The sequence below is a fragment of the Flavobacterium eburneipallidum genome (genome assembly GCF_027111355.2).
Classification (GTDB): Bacteria; Bacteroidota; Bacteroidia; order Flavobacteriales; family Flavobacteriaceae; genus Flavobacterium; species Flavobacterium eburneipallidum.
The window spans coordinates 2,534,591-2,551,333 of sequence record NZ_CP114291.2 but is presented as its reverse complement, the minus strand read 5'-3'; the positions used below and the strand labels follow the sequence as shown (position 1 = coordinate 2,551,333).

The 16,743-nt window shown below is 33.1% G+C and carries 15 protein-coding genes and 1 tRNA gene; 9 read left to right on the top strand and 7 right to left on the bottom strand.

The window, feature by feature from the left end; translation table 11 throughout:
- Positions 1-29 precede the first annotated feature (29 nt).
- Together OZP15_RS10765 and OZP15_RS10760 are read right to left on the bottom strand one after the other, a co-directional pair.
- Positions 30-410 (bottom strand): RidA family protein, encoded by a 381-nt coding sequence (locus OZP15_RS10765; protein ID WP_281336082.1) that lies wholly within the window; start codon positions 408-410, stop codon positions 30-32.
- Positions 411-447: 37 nt separating this feature from the next.
- Positions 448-3,138 carry a putative LPS assembly protein LptD gene (locus OZP15_RS10760; RefSeq protein ID WP_281336081.1) on the bottom strand — a complete coding sequence of 897 codons (2,691 nt, stop codon included), beginning with the start codon at positions 3,136-3,138 and terminating at the stop codon, positions 448-450.
- Between the two features lie 133 nt (positions 3,139-3,271).
- Between OZP15_RS10760 and OZP15_RS10755 the strand changes: the two genes are divergently transcribed.
- The 9 genes from OZP15_RS10755 (at position 3,272) to OZP15_RS10715 (ending at position 12,543) form a co-directional block, all read left to right on the top strand.
- Positions 3,272-4,423: an N-acetylmuramoyl-L-alanine amidase family protein gene (locus OZP15_RS10755; protein ID WP_281336080.1), complete on the top strand. Its 1,152-nt coding sequence runs from the start codon at positions 3,272-3,274 to the stop codon at positions 4,421-4,423.
- A gap of 61 nt (positions 4,424-4,484) precedes the next feature.
- Entirely contained in the window at positions 4,485-5,450 is a 966-nt protein-coding gene (locus OZP15_RS10750) for an MlaD family protein (protein WP_269225444.1), read from the top strand.
- Positions 5,451-5,455: 5 nt separating this feature from the next.
- Positions 5,456-6,787, top strand: a complete 1,332-nt coding sequence (locus OZP15_RS10745; RefSeq protein WP_281336079.1) for a 4Fe-4S dicluster domain-containing protein — start codon at positions 5,456-5,458, stop codon at positions 6,785-6,787.
- A gap of 74 nt (positions 6,788-6,861) precedes the next feature.
- The gene (locus OZP15_RS10740; RefSeq protein ID WP_269225443.1) at positions 6,862-7,653 is read left to right on the top strand and encodes a (Fe-S)-binding protein; all 792 of its coding nucleotides are present in this window, start codon (positions 6,862-6,864) and stop codon (positions 7,651-7,653) included.
- 92 nt (positions 7,654-7,745) lie between these two features.
- Positions 7,746-8,228 (top strand): ABC transporter ATPase, encoded by a 483-nt coding sequence (locus tag OZP15_RS10735; RefSeq protein WP_269225442.1) that lies wholly within the window; start codon positions 7,746-7,748, stop codon positions 8,226-8,228.
- Positions 8,229-8,243: 15 nt separating this feature from the next.
- Positions 8,244-8,549: a DUF6660 family protein gene (locus tag OZP15_RS10730; RefSeq protein ID WP_269225441.1), complete on the top strand. Its 306-nt coding sequence runs from the start codon at positions 8,244-8,246 to the stop codon at positions 8,547-8,549.
- Between the two features lie 260 nt (positions 8,550-8,809).
- Positions 8,810-10,777, top strand: a complete 1,968-nt coding sequence (locus OZP15_RS10725) for a TonB-dependent receptor plug domain-containing protein (RefSeq protein WP_281336078.1) — start codon at positions 8,810-8,812, stop codon at positions 10,775-10,777.
- A gap of 210 nt (positions 10,778-10,987) precedes the next feature.
- Positions 10,988-12,121: an N-acetyl-alpha-D-glucosaminyl L-malate synthase BshA gene (gene bshA / locus OZP15_RS10720; protein ID WP_281336077.1), complete on the top strand. Its 1,134-nt coding sequence runs from the start codon at positions 10,988-10,990 to the stop codon at positions 12,119-12,121.
- Positions 12,118-12,543 (top strand): protease complex subunit PrcB family protein, encoded by a 426-nt coding sequence (locus OZP15_RS10715; protein WP_269225436.1) that lies wholly within the window; start codon positions 12,118-12,120, stop codon positions 12,541-12,543. The genes bshA and OZP15_RS10715 overlap by 4 nt, the downstream gene beginning before the upstream one ends.
- Positions 12,544-12,607: 64 nt before the next feature.
- Here the strand turns inward: OZP15_RS10715 and OZP15_RS10710 are convergent.
- From OZP15_RS10710 to OZP15_RS10690, 5 genes are all read right to left on the bottom strand, one after another.
- Positions 12,608-12,681, bottom strand: a tRNA-Arg gene (locus OZP15_RS10710).
- Between the two features lie 130 nt (positions 12,682-12,811).
- Positions 12,812-12,952, bottom strand: a complete 141-nt coding sequence (locus OZP15_RS10705) for an SsrA-binding protein (protein WP_269225435.1) — start codon at positions 12,950-12,952, stop codon at positions 12,812-12,814.
- Between the two features lie 105 nt (positions 12,953-13,057).
- Complete coding sequence (locus OZP15_RS10700) at positions 13,058-14,917, bottom strand: M56 family metallopeptidase (RefSeq protein WP_281336076.1); 1,860 nt, start codon at positions 14,915-14,917, stop codon at positions 13,058-13,060.
- 4 nt (positions 14,918-14,921) lie between these two features.
- A complete protein-coding gene (locus OZP15_RS10695; protein ID WP_269225432.1) occupies positions 14,922-15,278 on the bottom strand; it encodes a BlaI/MecI/CopY family transcriptional regulator in 357 nt (118 codons plus the stop codon).
- Between the two features lie 125 nt (positions 15,279-15,403).
- Entirely contained in the window at positions 15,404-16,621 is a 1,218-nt protein-coding gene (locus OZP15_RS10690; protein ID WP_281336075.1) for an MDR family MFS transporter, read from the bottom strand.
- Positions 16,622-16,743 lie beyond the last annotated feature (122 nt).

Below are 16,743 nucleotides of genomic sequence, written 5' to 3'. Positions count from 1 at the left end.
TTTTTTTATGCGAAATAATATTCAGATTTTTAAAGTATAGCAATCATCGAAATTTCGACATTTACATTTTTTGGTAATCCAGCTACTTGAACGGTTTCGCGAGCTGGAGCTGTTTCTTCATTAAAATAAGACCCATAAACGGTGTTGATAGTTCCAAAATCATTCATATCCATAATAAATATGGTCGATTTGACTACGTTTTCAAAAGTCATTCCTGCAGCTTCTAGCACTGCTTTCATATTGTTCATCACTTGTTTGGTTTCAGCTTCGATGTTTGTTGTAACCAACTCTCCATTAGCAGGATTGATAGCAATTTGTCCAGATGTATAAAGAGTATTTCCTTTAAGTACCGCTTGATTGTATGGCCCAATTGGTGCTGGAGCATTTTCGGTAAAAATTATTTTCTTCATGATAATAAATTTAATGTTTTTATAATATTGTCAAAAGTTACCTGTTAGAAGCACTGCGTTTGTCGTATTTAATATCACTCAAGATACCTGATTTGATCCCGATGAAGAAACTCCAGTTGGCGTTGTTTCCGAAAGGTTGCCAGTTGAAATCCATTCGCCAACTTAATAAATCTCTTTCAAATCGAAGTTGAGTGTATGTTACTCCGTTTTGCACAAAATCATATCCAGTAGAAACTCCTGCTTTCCATTTTGGAGTCAGGCTAGTATTGGCAGAAATCATAATTGAATTTCCAATGATTTTACTTTCTCTATTGTTGTTTCCATAAGTCAATGAATAGGCAAAAGTCATATCCCAAGGTAATTTTGAGGCAAAAAATTCGGTAATTACATCTTCGCCTTCATCTTCCTCTTCATCAAATTGACTTTTTCCTCCTGTTGGGTCAATGGTATTTCTACCAAACAAATCGTCATTTCGCCCTCCATTTCTTTGACTTTGAGTATTTTTATCTTTCTTATCTTTCTCGTCTTTTTTACTAGATACAGAATAATTCATGGTCAGATTAGCACTTGTCATTCTAAACAAACTACCATCATTATTTATATTGTAGGTATTAATTCTTCTACCTGCATTATCAATAGCATAAGGGTCTAATGTAGCACCAAAATTCATATTCAATTTGTTGTCAAAAAACTGTGTTCCTCCGCTCACTCTGACAGGATCCCAAGCCAAGGTGTTGACACCATCTGCGTTAAGGTCATAATTGGTTGATATGTTCAAATTATTAAGGAGCATGATTTTTTTTGGTTCCACTTTAGTACTGTCTTTATCAGTAACTTTAGCTTCAAAGGTATTGCTCATATTAAAACCAATGCGGTTTGAATTAGAATTTCCGGGAGCTCCAAAAATGCCACTTTCAAATCGGGTATATGTTGCCATTTTTCCACTAGCATCAGAGGCATAAGTATCAAAATATTTTTCAAAACTTGGCGTGTAACCATAAGTAATAGCCGGGCGCATAACGTGACGAATGGATTTTATTTTCTTGTCATCGCCAAAATTAAATGTTCCATAAATGGTTGTTCCTAGACTACTAGAAAAATTATAAGTTCTAAAAGCATCAAAACCGTTAACAGTTGTTGTTACTACTTGACCTTGATCAGCATTATAATTTTTTTGAATGGTTTTTATGTACCAAACTTCTTGGTAATTTGCAGAAGCTGATCCACTAAAATATTTGAATAACTTGAAATTTGTGCTTAATGGAATACTGTGTTGCAACCCAATTTTAGCATCATCAAACATTTGAGGTTTAAAGAATAAGGAGTCATTGGTAACAAAACTATTTTTACCCACTAAATTATAAAGTAAATTGATGTTTTTGAATACTCCTTTCTTAACGCCATTTTTTCCAACAAAAGGGTAAATACGATCTACGCTATATTGTAAATCAGGCAATGTCATGTTGATTTCGGATGTTTGGGTATTTTGAGAATGTGTGGCGGATAAAGATAATCTGGAACTCACATTTCCTTCGAAAGTCTTACTGTAAGAAACAGATGAGCTTAAAGTATTGTTTAAGTTAGACCCAATATTGGCCTGATTGATCGATTGTTGAAAATATTTGCTACTTCCCATATTTACCGAAGCCGTAAAACTGGAATTGGGACTTCCTTTAGAATCTTTAGAGTGCGACCATTGAAGGTTGTAGATGTTTTGCTTGGAATAATCTGGATAGCCTCTTTCACTATTAATTAAATTTTCGAACCTAAAATTAAGGTTGCCTCGGTATTTATACCTTTTGGCATAACTGGATTCAAAGCGCATGGCATAACTACCATTAGTATAATAATCACCAAGAACTGTTAAATCATAATTGTCGCTCAATGCAAAATAATAACCACCATTTTGAAGTGAAAATCCTCTGTTATTCGAATCGTTATAGGTAGGTAAAAGAATTCCTGAAACTCTAGTTTCTTTACTCATCGGGAAATAAGCAAACGGCAAGGCTATGGGAGTAGGGACACCTACAATTACAAGATTGGTCAAACCCGTAACTACTTTTTTGCCAGGAACAAATTTTACTCTACTGGTTCTAAAATAATATTCTGGGTTATCTACATCTTCCGAAGTCGTAAAACGAGCATTTTTTAGGAAATAAACCGAATCATTTTCTTTTTTTGTTATAGCAGCTTTAACGTTAAATTCTCCTTGATTGGTTCTTGAATTCCAAATTAATGCCTTTTTAGTTTTAAAATTAAAGCGAATAGAATCCGGTTCGATAACATTTTCGCCTTGTTTGAAATTAGGAAACTGCGTGTATTTGCCAGTTGAGTCTTTTATTCTTCCTGCATAAACCTCGTCTTTTTCATAATTCATTACGATAATCCCCGATTTTAACTCAATATCTTGATAATACAATTCGGCTTTGTCGTATAAAGTGATTAGCTTTTTTTTCTGTTGAATTTTTTTATATCCTTCAGCATTGTATTTTACTTTTCCTTCTAGAAATACTTTTGGTTGAACGCTATCTTTTTTGATAGTATCAGTTTCTGTTTTTGCAATAATGGCGGTAGTTGCCTTATTATCAGGTGTTGTTGAAGTATTGGTTTTTGGTTTTTGTGATGGTATCGTGTTCGTTTTATTTTTTATATCTTGTGCATACAGGTTGCAAGAACCTAATGTTAGGAAAATTGATAATAAAACGATATTAAATAAGTTTGTATTCAAAGGTATTAATGCTATTTTTGTAGAAATATGGCTTGTTTTGCACGTGTCAAACTTACATATAATTTTTTGCCAAAAATAATCAATTAATAAATTTATAACCGTAGTGTTTTAATTAAAATTAACTTTTAAATTTATGTACTCAATAAATAAAATTAAATTTCTACTTGCTTTTTTTCTAACAATAGTTTCACTTACTACTCATGGACAGTCTAATGTTTTTAGAGTAACTTTAGATGCAGGACACGGAGCACACGATTTTGGTGCTACTTACAACGGTCATGTCGAAAAAAACATTAACCTAGCTATTGTACTTAAGTTAGGAAAACTATTAGAAAAAAATCCCAAAATAGATGTAATTTATACCCGCAAAACGGATGTTTTTATTGACTTAATTGAAAGAGCTAATATTGCCAATAGAGCCGATGCACATATTTTTGTTTCTGTACATTGTAATGCTAACAAAAATACCACTGCCGACGGAACCGAAACTTATGTAATGGGTATGAGTAAATTAGCATCTAATCTTGAAGCAGCCAAAAAAGAGAATGCGGTTATTAAATTGGAAAAAAATTACGAACAAAAATACGAAGGCTTTAATCCCAATTCACCTGAATCATTGACTGGAATGACTCTAATGCAAGAAGAATACCTTGAAAATAGTATTTCTTTGGCTAGTAAAGTACAAGAAAGATTTGCTGCTTTGGGTAAAAAAGTCAGAGGAGAAGGCGTAAAACAAGCTCCTTTTATGGTATTGCACAAATCGTATATGCCTAGAATTTTGATCGAAACAGGATTTGTTTCTAATGCTGTAGAAGGCGCTATTTTAGATTCAGAAGAGGGACAGAATGATATTGCTAAAGCTATTTATGATGCCATTATTAGTTATAAAAACGAAAATTTTGGAAATGGCGAAATAGATACTAACGAAAGACCTTCTCAAAAAATAATCGAAAAACCTGCAAAAGATTCTGCTCTACCAGTAAAACCAAAGGAAGATACAATTAAAAAAACGACAACTGTTAAAGGATCTGCAGTTGTTATTTTCAAAATACAATTAGCAGCAACTGTTAAAAAATTAGAATTAAAACCTAGTAATTTCAAAGGATTGAAAAATGTTGCTATAGTAACTGGAGATAAACTTTACAAATACACTTACGGCGAAACGGCTGATTATGATGAAATAAAAAAACAATTGGATGAAGTAAAATCTAAAGGATATACATCTGCTTATATAATTGCCTTTAAAAACGGAGAGAAAATCACTGTCCAAGATGCCCTTAAATAATTAATAACCGCAAATTCCATTATTTTACATTAAATTTGCTCACTAATTTATACTTACTATTTTGAAATTAACAAGAGAAATTAAAACCGCCATATTAGTTCTAACCTCTATTTTGCTTTTTGTTTGGGGATATAGTTTTCTTAAAGGCAAGGAACTTTTTAATGATTATCTAACTGTTTATGTAGAATACGACAATGTTGAAGGTGTTACTAAATCTACACCAGTTACACTTAATGGTTTGGTAGTTGGTACTGTAAACAATATAACAATCAATCATAACACCGGAAAAGTATTAGTTGAATTGTTATTAAAAACTGATTTTCCTATTTCTAAATCAAGTGTTGCAGCCATTTACGAGCCTGGTTTTATTGCAGGAAAGCAAATTGCCATTTATCCTAATTTGAGTGACAAAACACTAATTGAAACGGGAGACAGATTACCCGCAAAAATGGTTCCAGGACTAACCGATTCTTTACAAGCTAAACTTGCTCCTGTGCAACAAAAATTAGAGAAAGTAATGGTTAGTGCTGATAATTTAATCACTGGATTCAACAACATTCTTGATGCCAAAGGACAAGCAGATTTAAAAAAGACTTTAGCTGAATTAAGCAAAACCATGGAAGAGTTGCATAAAGCATCCTCAAGTGCTAATGCCATTTTAGACGATAACAAAGGTCAAATCAAAGGAATGGTTTCTAATTTTAATAAAGTATCTAGCAATTTTTCTAAAATATCCGATTCTTTGAACAAAGCTAATTTAGGACAAGCAGCAAAAAACCTAGAAAAAACATTAGCTAGTGTCGATAAAATTATGGCAAATCTTCAGTCTGGAAACGGAACAATGGGCAAACTATTGACAGACGAAGCGGTTTACAAAAATTTAGAAAAAACCACAAAAGAACTAGAATTATTACTTGAGGATGTTCGATTAAATCCAACGCGATACGTGAATATTTCTGTTTTTGGAAAGAAAAACAAACCTTATGTTGCTCCTGTAACCGATAGTATTACTAAAGCTAAAAACTAGCAATTATGAGCTATTTGGATAATATATTATTTGCAATTCTGCTAATTATTGGTTTTGGTTATTTTTATTTGAATGTAAAAAAAATAATCAGAAACATTAACTTGGGTATAGACGTAAATCGTACAAACAATCCCAAAGCACGCTGGAAAAACATGGCAATGATTGCGCTTGGTCAATCCAAAATGGTAAAAAGACCAGTTGCGGGAGTACTTCACATCATTGTTTATGTAGGTTTTATTATCATCAACATCGAATTACTAGAAATCATTATCGATGGTTTATTCGGAACGCATCGAATTTTTGCCTTTTTAGGAACTACTTATGATGTTTTGATTGCCTCTTTCGAAATATTAGCATTGCTAGTTTTAGTTGCAGTGTCTGTCTTTTTGATAAGAAGAAATATTATTAAATTAAAAAGATTCATTCATTCTGACTTGAAAGGCTGGCCAAAAAGAGATGCTAAAAACATCTTGCATTTTGAAATTGTGATAATGATTTTATTTCTATTAATGAATGCTTCCGATTTGCATTTGCAAAACGTTTCTGGCGGATATTCTCATTTTATCAAAGCAGGCTCATTTCCAATTAGTCAATTTATTGCTCCTGTTTTTAATGGAATGTCAAATGAACTAGTTTTTTTATTGAATGAAATCTTTTGGTGGTTGCATATTGCAGGTATTTTGTTTTATATGAACTACTTATATTTTTCTAAACACCTTCATATTTTATTGGCATTCCCAAATACGTATTATGCCAACTTAAATCCACAAGGACAATTTGACAATTTAGCCTCCGTAACTGCCGAAGTAAAATTAATGATGGATCCCAATGCTGATCCCTATGCAACACCAACTCTTGATGAAAATGTAGTTCCAGCCAAATTTGGAGCCAGCGACATACAAGATTTGAATTGGGTGCAATTAATGAATGCTTATACCTGTACCGAATGTGGTCGTTGTACCTCGTCTTGTCCAGCCAATCAAACTGGAAAAAAGCTATCTCCTCGTAAAATTATGATGGACACCAGAGATAGAATGGAGGAAGTAGGGAAAAATATCGATGCTAATAAAGGCATTTTTGTTCCAGACAACAAGACTTTATTAAACGATTACATCACACCCGAAGAATTGTGGGCTTGTACTTCTTGTAACGCTTGCGTTGAGGAATGTCCAGTTAATATCAGTCCGCTTTCTATTATTATGGATATGCGTCGCTTTTTGGTAATGGAGCAAAGTGCAGCACCAAATTCATTAAATGCAATGATGACCAATATAGAAAACAACGGTGCGCCATGGCAATATAGCCAACAGGACCGATTGAATTGGAAAAACGATTAGAGGTTTAATCGTTGATTTGGTTATTTGTTTAACCGATTAACCGATTAACCGATTCAATAAATAAACAAAAAACAATGTCAGAAGTTTTAATAGTACCAACAATGGCCGAAATGCTAGCTCAAGGAAAACAACCAGAAGTGTTGTTTTGGGTGGGTTGTGCTGGAAGTTTTGATGACCGTTCAAAGAAAATAACCAAAGCCTTTGTACGAATCTTAAATCGTGCCAACGTATCTTTTGCTGTTCTTGGTGCCGAGGAAAGTTGTACGGGTGATCCAGCAAAAAGAGCAGGAAACGAGTTCTTGTTTCAAATGCAGGCGATGATGAATATCGAGGTTTTGAATGCTTATGAAGCCAAAAAAATAGTTACTGCTTGTCCGCATTGTTTCAATACGTTGAAAAACGAATATCCAGAATTAGGCGGAAATTATGAAGTAGTACATCATACTCAATTTTTAAAATCTTTGTTAGACGACGGAAGATTAACCATCGAAGGCGGACAATTCAAAGGAAAGCGAATCACATTTCACGATCCTTGTTATTTAGGAAGAGCGAATAATGTTTACGAAGCACCTCGTGATTTAATTCAAAAACTCGATGCCGAATTAGTAGAAATGAAACGTTCCCGTTCTAATGGTTTATGCTGTGGAGCAGGTGGCGCACAAATGTTCAAAGATGCCGAACCAGGAAATAAGGAAGTCAACATCGAAAGAACAGAAGATGCTCTTGAAACTCAACCGGAAATTATTGCTGCAGGCTGTCCGTTTTGCAACACGATGATGACTGATGGAATCAAAAATAAAGAAAAAGAAGGCGAAGTAAAAGTGTTGGATATAGCTGAATTAATCGCCAACGCTCAAGATTTGTAATCACAAATCTAAATTAAAATTTATTAATCCGAGATTAAGAGTTCTATAGATAATCTGAAATCTAAACTCTGCAATCTGCAATCTAAAATAGTATGTATATTCCTTTCGAAAATTTACCAGAAGACTCCAAAATTTGGATTTATCAATCCAACAGAAAATTCTCTGATGAAGAATTTTCAGAAATAGAGAATGATGTAAAATCATTTCTAGAAACTTGGGAAGCACACAGTGTAAGCCTTGAGTCTTCGTATCAATTGAAATACAACCGTTTCATTATCATTGCTGTTAATCAGGAAGTACAGTCTGCAACAGGATGTTCTATCGATAAATCAGTACAGTTTATTCAAAAATTAGAGCAAAAATACAATGTTGATTTATTGGATAAAATGAATGTTACCTTCAAAAATGGCGAACACATTGCCCACAAAACTTTAATTGATTTCAAGAAAATGGCCAAAGAAAAAGCCGTTACAGAAAATACTATTGTTTTCAATAATCTAGTGAATACAGTTCAGGAATACAACGAATCTTGGGAAGTTCCTGCAATGGACAGTTGGCACAGTCGTTTCTTTTGATCTGTAATGAAAATCATGAACTGCATATTTTCCATTTATTTAATAGTGCTTTCGTGTATGCCTTGTGCAGATACGGAAGCAAGTAATCTATCGTATTCTTCACAAAAAATCACTTCCAATACCGATAAACATTCTCACGATACTACCGATGCTTGTTCTCCTTTTTGTATTTGCAACTGTTGTGGAAGTCCCGTTTTCGTTTATTATACGCATTATAATTTCTCTTCTTTTAGAAATACAATTGACACAAAAGTTTCAGAATATCCATCACTACTTACTTCATCTTACTTTGGAAGTATTTGGCAACCGCCACAATTATAGTTGAAATTTTATTTTTACTGATAAACAATCTTATTACGACGTCTGTTAGAGTGTTTTATTTAAAAAATGCGTTAGCTTTTTTAAATAAAATGTATCGAGAACTTTAACGTTGTATGCTTCTCGATATAATTTTGAATAGTAAAGCTTTCGAATTACTATTCAAAATCACTCGAAGAGACGTGACACTTTGTTATTTTAGTAAAATCAAAAGACACTGTTTCTATCTTTCAATCTATTTCATTTATTCAAATAATTTACAAATGCGAAAAATACTAATGTTACTAGTTGCAGTAACTAATTTTGGCTTGTTATATAGCCAGGAAATTCCCAAAGATTCCATGCCTCAAAACGAAGAAGAATTGGAAGAAGTCGTGATTCAATCCACTAGAACAAGCAGAACCATAAAAAATACACCAACAAGAATTGAATCCATAGATGCTGAAGAATTGGAAGAAAAAACCAATATGAAAGCAGCCAATGTGAGTTTGATTTTGCACGAAAGTACAGGATTACAAGTGCAACAAACATCAGCAACTAGCGGGAATTCCAGTATTCGAGTTCAAGGACTAGATGGAAAATATACCCAATTACTCAAAGATGGTTATCCTAATTTTGGCAATTTCGCCAGTGGATTGAGTATTTTAGAAATTCCACCTTTAGACTTAAAACAAGTCGAAGTTATAAAAGGACCATCATCGACACTTTTTGGGGGTGGAGCTATTGCCGGAGTTATTAATTTTATTTCAAAAACACCTACAGAAAAAGGGGAACACAATTTCATTTTGAATCAGTCTAACATTAGACAAACTAATTTAGGTGCTTATTCCTCTATGCGAAAAGGAAAATGGGGTTATGCCATTTTGGGATTGGTTAATTTTCAGAATTCGTATGATGTGGATAACGACGATTTTTCAGAAGTTCCAAAATCCGATAATTTCACAATCAATCCGCGTTTATTTTACTATCCCAATGAAACCACCAGTTTGATGATTGGAAATAGTTTTACCAAAGGAAATATGAAAGGCGGTGATATGCACGTAATTGATGGTAATAGCAATGCCGACCATACTTATTTTGAAGAAAACCAAACGATGAGAAACACAACCACGCTTGAATTGGATAAAAAAATGGCTAATGCAAACAGTTTTAAATTAAAGCAAAGTTTGAGCTTTTTTGACAGACAGATAAATATTCCGAATTACCAATTTTCAGGTTTCAACACGAATGTTTTTACTGATGCTTCTTATGTTTGGAACAAAGAAAATCAAACTATTATCAGCGGAATTAATATTATGTATGATGATTTTAATCAAAAAGAGGTTGTAACATTGGATGCTAAATCTTTTACCACCGGAATTTATATTCAACATACATGGGATGTTACCCAAAAAATAAAATTAGAAAACGGATTGCGTTTTGATAATGTAACCTATTCGAATAGTATCTTTTCTAAAAACCAATCCTTCCTTTTACCAAAAATTTCGGCATTGTTTTTAATCAATTCCAAATGGTCATCCAGAATTGGAGGAGGATTAGGGTATAAAACACCAACTATTTTTACTGAACAAACCGAAGAAAACCAGTATCAAAATCTTTTGCCATTGAATAATGTTATTGCCGAACAAAGTATAGGAGCAACAGGAGATCTTAATTACAAATCATTTATTTTTGAAGATTTATTATTTAGTGCCAACCAAATGTTTTTTATTACCCAAATCAATAAACCGTTGGTTTTAGAAAATGATGGCGTGAATTCTTTTTTTGTTAATGCTTCGAAACCTGTTATTAGCAAAGGATTTGAAACCAATGCTAAATTTATTTTCAAAGAAGATTTCAAGCTTTTTCTGGGTTATACTTTTACTAATGCCGAAGAAAAATATCGTTCAGGAAATCAAATTATGCCTTTGTTGCCTAAAAACAAGTTGAATCTAGCTTTGATTTATGAAAAGGAAAATAATTTCAAATTAGGTTTAGAAGGTTATTTCACAGACCAACAATTTTTGAATAATGGAGAACATACTCCAGCTTTTTGGGAATTTGGTTTTATGGCAGAAAAGACCTTATGGAAACATTTTTCTTTTTTCATAAATTTCGAAAATTTCACAGACACGCGTCAAAGTAATTATAAACGTGTAGTCAATGGTTCGAACAACAATCCTACTTTTGACGATATTTGGACACATACTGAAGGTTTTACGGTTAATAGTGGTGTGAAAATTAAGTTGTAAAACCAGAGAATTAAATTTTTTATACGGTTTCTAACTTGTTTAGAAACCGTATTTTTTTGGCAAAATATTAATAAAATACGCCTCAAATTTACTTAATTTCGTTCCTCTTAAAAAGCATATATGAAATGAGCATAATCAAAAAATTGGTCTTAAGGATGAATGAAAATATGCGAATTACATATAATCAATAAAAAACAATAGAAATCACATATGAAAATAGCAATAGTTTGTTATCCAACGTTTGGAGGAAGTGGTGTAGTGGCTACAGAGTTAGGTTTAGAATTGGCTCGACGTGGTCACGAAATTCATTTTATAACCTATAGTCAACCTGTTCGTCTGGCATTATTGAACCCCAATGTTCATTACCACGAAGTCAACGTGCCAGAATATCCTTTGTTTCATTTTCAACCGTATGAATTGGCTTTATCAAGCAAATTAGTCGATATGGTCAAATTACATAAAATAGAATTATTGCATGTTCATTACGCCATTCCGCACGCTTATGCGGGTTATATGGCAAAGCAAATGCTCAAAGACGAAGGAATAAATCTACCTATGATAACCACCCTTCACGGAACTGATATTACTTTGGTTGGGAGTCATCCGTTTTATAAATCGGCAGTAACTTTTAGTATTAATAAATCAGATTTTGTGACTTCGGTTTCACAAAGTTTGAAGGATGATACTTTGAAATTATTTAATATTAAAAACGAAATTCAGGTCATTCCTAATTTTATCGAATTGGATAAAAATGAAGCCGAAGCCATTACTTCCTGTCGTCGTTCGATTATGGCTAACGAAAATGAAAGGATCATTACACACATTAGTAATTTTAGAAAAGTAAAACGAATTCCAGATATTATCAAAATATTCTATAAAATTCAACAAGAAATTCCAGCTAAATTAATGATGGTAGGCGATGGACCTGAAAAGGAAAAAGCAGAAAATCTTTGTTATGAATTAGGGATTCAGGATAAAGTAATTTTCTTCGGGAATAGTAATGAAATTGATAAGATATTGAGTTATACGGATTTGTTTTTGTTGCCTTCTGAAACTGAAAGTTTTGGTCTTGCTGCTCTCGAAGCAATGGCGTGGAGTGTGCCTGTAATTTCGAGTAATTCAGGAGGCTTGTCCGAGGTTAATTTTGAAGGAGTTTCAGGTTATTTGAGCGATGTAGGTGATACTGATGAAATGGGTAAAAATGCTATAAAAATTCTAAAAGATGATGCTCTTTTGGCTGAATTTAAAAAGAATGCTTTGTCGGTTGCTAAACAATTTGACATCAAAAATATTTTGCCTCTGTATGAAGATTTGTATCATAAAGCAATAAATAAATACCTATGAAAAAAGTACTATTAGCATCACTCACCTTGGTTTTAGTTTCTTGTTCTTCCTCTTTGAAACCAATAGGGAAAAAGCATTTATATGAAATTTTGACCCAACAATCTGATGGAGGAGCCAATATTCGATTTTTTGAAATTCTGTCAGAACCCAAAGAAATTGTTATGTTGCAGAACGACGAAAAACTGAAAAATAAAATCCAATCCTCGGATGTGCAAAATGCTAATTTTGTTGTTTTGAACATGGGAGAAAAGCCAACTGGAGGCTATCAAATAAGCGTTGAGACTGTTGTAGAAACAGATAAGAACATCATTATTACTGTAAAGGAAACCACTCCTGATGCTAACGGAATGGTAATTCAAGCTTTGACTACTCCGTATTGTATCGTTAAAGTCAATTCTAAAAAGGAAATTATTATAAAATAGAAGTTGTTTAAAATAAAAATCCTTAAACTACTGATTTACAGTGTGTTTAAGGATTTTTTTTTTGTGACCTTGACTGGATTCAAACCAGTAACCTCTTGAGCCGTAATCAAGTGCGCTATTCAGTTGCGCCACAAGGCCATTTTGTAAACAATTATTAAGTTGTTTGCGGGTGCAAATATAGGTAATTTTTGCAATGCCGCAAACTGAAAATCAAAAAAAAACTATTTTTTTTCAAAATCTAAAATCCAAAATCTGAAATCTGTATTCATCAATCTAATGCTCTTGTAGTTACGTAATACCGATAGGCTAGGATTGCTAGTTGCCATTTTTTGGCTTTGGCAATATCGAGTCCGTTTTTTGTGAAACTGAGAAGGATAAGCTTATTGATTCGGGCTAGGATTTTAAACATAAGTTGATTTTTCTCAAAGATATAAAAAAACACGGTTTTGATTAGAATCTTCAAAAAGATGATAGGATTTGCGTAAACTCTATCATCTTTTTTACTTACAACACTTTATGGGGAAACTATTTCTTGAGGTATTAGTTGAAAAAGTTTTTTTCTATTTTCGGATTCAATTTTTGCTTCGTATTCTTGCATTTGTTGCTCATAGATTTTCTTTTTTTTGTTAAAAGCCTCCATATCAGTATTAAAAGGTTTTATTTGTTTGTCAAATTCTTCCATTTGTTTTTCAAAGGCTTTCATTTTTTTATTGAAATCTTTCATTTTGCTTTCATATTCTTTCCAAGCTTTTTTGTCTCCATTTATTGAATTGCTTTTTGGGGCTTTTGGAAAAACAGGCGGTTTTGGAGTTTTAATTGTAAATGCAGGTGGAGTTGGAGGTGTTGGCGGAATTGGTATTTCAAAATTATCTAGCGATCGATTGATTGTTTTTGTAGTTATCCTAACAGTATTTTCAAAAGTATTAACATCTACTTTGTCAACAGTGCTTTGGTTTAGTTTATTAAACTCTTCATTAGTAACTTTTACACCATCAATGTAAATGTCTTTGTCGGTTATTTTAACAGGTTTGAATGCGTTTTTAGTATCGATTTCAATAGTTGGTTTGCCATTTTTTGTGTTTTCAGCTATTGATTTAATTTCATTAGGATTTAATTTGGCTAACTCATCTTGACTAACCACTTTTCCGTTGACAATAATTTCTTTTCCTTTGTATACAGAAGCCAAATCCATATTGATGTATCCTGTTTCTTTTTTGGTTTCATTATACAAAAATTTAAAAGGCTTTATCGGTGACTTATTTAAGTCAAGCTGATTAGAACTACCACTACCGCCATCATTTTTATTCTGATACTTGCTTTCAATATTGATTATTTCGCCATTTGAATTTCTCTTAATATTAAAAAAAGTTAAATCAATATTGTACCTTTTTTTTATTTGTTCGCAATGCTCTTTGATTTCCTCGTCGGTTGTGTTTTTAGTGATGATGAGGTTTGTTTTGTCAATTTCGGGAGATTTAATTTCCGTTTTTACGGATTCTTTCTCCTGTGCTACAACTTTCACTTGAAAGAAAAATAAAAAAGCACCTAATAGCGGAAGTACAACAGCATACTTCCAAGAATTCCTTTTGTTTGATTGATTTTTGTTTAACATAACGATTCGTTTTTTGATTAATGATTGATAAAAATGATTGGTAATAGCAACACAGTTTTCTTGTGTTGTAATTTTTAAAAGCGTCAATTGGTACGCTTTTTTGTCGGAAATGTTTTTGGAAGCTTCGCAGTCGGCGATGAATTCCAGATTTTGAACGATGGCTTTTTTGTACAACCAAACCAACGGATGGAACCAAAAAATGATGCAAAACAGTCTCGAAACCAAAACATCGGCAGTATGATTTTGTTTGCTGTGCACTTTTTCATGTTCCAAAATATTTTCCAATTCTGTTTCCGTGTAAAGTGATGAGTTGTACACGATAGAATTGAAATACGAAAAAGGAGCAATGTTTTCGCTAACGTTAATCAACTTGAAATTGGCTTGTTTTTGGATTATTTTACCCTTCAAAACTTTGGATAAACTATAAAAATCAAGTGCAAATTTTACCAAGAAACCTAGAATTCCAATCGAATAAACTACTGTGAAAACTAAATACCAATTGATTTCAAAAGTTTCATTTTCGATAGGCGTTGTCGTTGTCATTGGAATTTTCGACCAGTCAAAATTAGATGGACTTGGATCAACCCAAACGATTTTTGTAAAAACAACCAACGGCAATGCGATCGAGGTGATGAGTCCCGCCAATAAAAACCAACGATTGCTGTTGAAAAAAGTTTCTTTTCGTAGCAAAACAACATACGAAAGATAAAACAGGGAAAGAAGTCCACTGGATTTGATGAGGTAAATAAATAGCGTTTCCATACGACTATTTGTTTTCGATCATGGCTAAAATCTCGCGTAATTCTTCGGCTGATATTTTCTCTTCTTTGGCAAAAAACGACACCATATTTTTATAAGAACTATTAAAATAGGTGTCAATTGCGGTGTTCATAAATCGCTTTCGGTAATCTTCCATCTTCACGATAGGGAAGTATTGGTGGGTGTTGCCAAAAGCATTGTGGGAAACAAATCCTTTTTCTTCTAGGTTTCGGATAATGGTCGAAAGGGTGTTGTAATGTGGCTGATCTTCGGTGATTTCTGCCAGTACTTCTTTTACAAAAGCTTTTTCGAGCTTCCATAAAATTTGCATGATTTCCTCTTCTTTGTTGGTGAGTTTTTGCATAGCTGTATATTTTTTGTATTTCTTAAAACAAACATACAACTATATTTTTAGTTTATAAACTATTTTTATAGTTGTTTAACTAAATTTTAAGTTTGGAATAAAAAAATTGTGATTATGAATCGGATTTATAGTTTTTCAGTTTGCAACATTCGGTTCAACCAAATACAGCAAAAAACAGCTAACATTCCTAAACACCCCATAACAATCCAATTAGTCTTATACCCAAAATGTTCAATTATATCGAGTCCCGTTTTAGAACAAGCGATATGGGCTAAACTGAAACTCATCGTAAACAAACCCATATATTGTCCTTCCTGTCCTTTTGGCGCTCGGTTTAGCGCTACAGCATTAGAAAACGGAAAAGCAAAGATTTCGCCAAAGCTCAATAAAATAATGCTCACTGTTAAAATGAAAATCCAACTGTCAAAGAGTAAAACAAAATAGCCTAATGCTACGCACAAAGCACCATAAGCAATGATTCTAATTTTGTTGACACTTTTGCGTTCCATTATACTGACAATAGGCATTTCTAACAAGAAAACTAAAAGTCCGTTTAGGGAAAGCAGCATTCCAGTTTGAAATTCGGTCAATCCAAATTTTTCATTATGATACAACGGAAGTGTCGTAAATATTTGAAAAAAGACCATCACAATAATAAATAAAGTGAAGAGGAGCAGCCAAAAAGGTTTGTCTTTGTAAACAGATTTTCGGTCAGTAAGAGCAGGAATTTCATCCGCTGTAGGTGAAATTCTCTTTTTTTCTTTAACTGTTAGTGCAAAAATTAAAATAGCAATAATGCAACTGCTACCGTCAATCCAAAACAATCCTTGGTAGCCCAATCCTAAAATGATTAATCCGCCCAAAGTTGGCCCAGCTGCAAAACCCAGATTTACAGCTAGACGTACTAGTGATAAAGCACGAACTCTATTTTCGGGTTTGGCATACACGCTCAAAGAAACAAACATTGCGGGTCGGAACATATCAGAAATCGCCATAATGGTAAACATTCCGAAACACAAACCCCAAAAACTGGTAATGAATTGCAGGACAAAAAACAGAATACCACTGGTAAAAAGACTGAAAGTCATGATTTTATAAAAGCCAATTTTATCGGTCAATTTTCCGCCAATCCATGAACCCAGCATAGAGCCCAAACCAAAAGCAATCATGATCCAGCCCACTTGACCGTAAGTAAACTCTAAATTTTCCTTTAAATATTTGGATAAAAACGGCAAAACCATAGTTCCCGCTCTATTGATAAAAGTAATCATAGCAAGAATCCAAACTTCACGTCTGAAACCTCTAAAATTGTTGATATAGCGATGGAGAGCAGCTTTGAGCATAGGAGAATTTTCTGTTTTGCAAAGCTACAAAGATTTTGAGACACGAATTTAACGAATTTTCACACGGCATTCGCTTTTAAAAAATTACCGCAGATTCGCAGATTTTAAAAATAAATCAGAAC

What these genes read in the sequence shown, in the direction of transcription:
- OZP15_RS10735 (WP_269225442.1), top strand. Translation starts at nt 7,746, where the DNA reads ATGTATATTCCTTTCGAAAATTTACCAGAAGACTCCAAAATTTGGATT.
- OZP15_RS10695 (WP_269225432.1), bottom strand. Translation starts at nt 15,278, where the DNA reads ATGCAAAAACTCACCAACAAAGAAGAGGAAATCATGCAAATTTTATGG.
- OZP15_RS10765 (WP_281336082.1), bottom strand. Translation starts at nt 410, where the DNA reads ATGAAGAAAATAATTTTTACCGAAAATGCTCCAGCACCAATTGGGCCA.
- bshA (WP_281336077.1), top strand. Translation starts at nt 10,988, where the DNA reads ATGAAAATAGCAATAGTTTGTTATCCAACGTTTGGAGGAAGTGGTGTA.
- OZP15_RS10690 (WP_281336075.1), bottom strand. Translation starts at nt 16,621, where the DNA reads ATGCTCAAAGCTGCTCTCCATCGCTATATCAACAATTTTAGAGGTTTC.
- OZP15_RS10700 (WP_281336076.1), bottom strand. Translation starts at nt 14,917, where the DNA reads ATGGAAACGCTATTTATTTACCTCATCAAATCCAGTGGACTTCTTTCC.
- OZP15_RS10715 (WP_269225436.1), top strand. Translation starts at nt 12,118, where the DNA reads ATGAAAAAAGTACTATTAGCATCACTCACCTTGGTTTTAGTTTCTTGT.
- OZP15_RS10740 (WP_269225443.1), top strand. Translation starts at nt 6,862, where the DNA reads ATGTCAGAAGTTTTAATAGTACCAACAATGGCCGAAATGCTAGCTCAA.
- OZP15_RS10745 (WP_281336079.1), top strand. Translation starts at nt 5,456, where the DNA reads ATGAGCTATTTGGATAATATATTATTTGCAATTCTGCTAATTATTGGT.
- OZP15_RS10755 (WP_281336080.1), top strand. Translation starts at nt 3,272, where the DNA reads ATGTACTCAATAAATAAAATTAAATTTCTACTTGCTTTTTTTCTAACA.
- OZP15_RS10730 (WP_269225441.1), top strand. Translation starts at nt 8,244, where the DNA reads ATGAACTGCATATTTTCCATTTATTTAATAGTGCTTTCGTGTATGCCT.
- OZP15_RS10725 (WP_281336078.1), top strand. Translation starts at nt 8,810, where the DNA reads ATGCGAAAAATACTAATGTTACTAGTTGCAGTAACTAATTTTGGCTTG.
- OZP15_RS10705 (WP_269225435.1), bottom strand. Translation starts at nt 12,952, where the DNA reads ATGTTTAAAATCCTAGCCCGAATCAATAAGCTTATCCTTCTCAGTTTC.